Source organism: Arthrobacter sp. JCM 19049 (assembly GCF_001310435.1).
In genome coordinates, this window is the sequence record NZ_BAXF01000557.1 from 1 (window position 1) to 1306 (window position 1306).

Sequence of the window (1306 nt, forward strand, 5' to 3'; positions counted from 1 at the left end):
CTGGCACCGTGAACAGGACGAACAGCACCGAGGCGCTCATCAGGACCCGCTTGCGCCCGAACTTGTCCGAAAGCATGCCGGTGATGAAGATGAAGCGATGTAGGTCACCAGCGCCACCGTCGTGGCCAGGTAGGAACGAGTGGCGTCCAGGTGCAGCTCTTCGGAGAGGTAGGTGGGCATGTAGGAGAGGATGACGTAGAAGCCGACCGCGTTCAGCAGCACCGCACCGGCGGCCAGCAGCAGGCGCCGCCAGTGCTCGCGGAACAGCGAGCTGACCGGAGAGGTCGGGGCGTCGTTTTCTTCCTCGGCCATTGCCCGGAAAGCAGGGGAGTCCTCCAACTTGGTGCGGATGTAGCGTCCAATCAGGCCCATCGGTGCGGCCAGGAGGAAGGGCAGCCGCCAGCCCCAGGACTCCATCTGATCCGCCTGGAGCAGGCCCGTGAGCAGGGCCGCCATCAGCGATCCGAGCAACAGGCCCGTGGCGGTGCTGGCCGGAACCACCGCGGCATACAGTCCGCGCCGGTTCGCCGGGGCGTATTCGACCAGGAAGGCCGCCGCGCCGGCATACTCACCGGAGGCGGAGAACCCCTGGACCAGGCGCAAGGCCAGCAGCAGGAGCGGGGCGCCGATGCCGATGCTGGCGTAGCCCGGCAGCAGGGCGATGCAGAAGGTGGCCCCGGACATCAGCAGGATTGACCAGCTCAGTGCCTCCTTGCGACCAATCCGGTCGCCGAGGTGTCCCCACACGAATCCGCCCAGCGGACGGACCAGGAAGGAGATGGCGAAAACACCAAAGGTCATCAGCAGGGCCAGTTGCCTGTCGTCGCTGGGGAAGAAGACCGCCGCGATGGTCACTGCCAGGTAGCCGTAGGCCGCGTAGTCGAACCACTCCACGAAGTTGCCGATGAAGCTTGCGGCGACTACTTTGCGCCGGGTGGCCCCGTCAATGGCTCCGCTTCCCGCGGCATCGGCCACGGAAGCTGAACAGGAGGCCGGGTTGCGGACGGCCGAGGCCGTCGGGTTTGGTGTTTTGAGTTGGTCGTTCTGGGTCACTGTCCACCGCCATCGGTAGGTTTATCAGTTGCGCCTATCGCAACACTGTTGCTTAACGCTATGTGTGCCGTGCCTCACAGTCAAGAAGTTCCCACGGTTTTCCATTCGGTGGACACTGCGGCAAAGCGTGAAGTGCGCCGCACCCGGGTCCGCTCCCCGGGGAATGCGGCCGGGCGTTCCTGGCCGCTGAAAAGGCGAACTGCGCACCGCCGGCTGCCGGTGCGCAGCTCGGATGCGAATTGAAATGGGCGTG

1 pseudogene is annotated in these 1306 nt (G+C 65.3%); it reads right to left on the reverse strand.

The annotated features are described in order from the left end of the window. A pseudogene (locus JCM19049_RS14425) lies at positions 1–975 on the reverse strand (MFS transporter); the annotation flags it as partial. Positions 976–1306 lie beyond the last annotated feature (331 nt).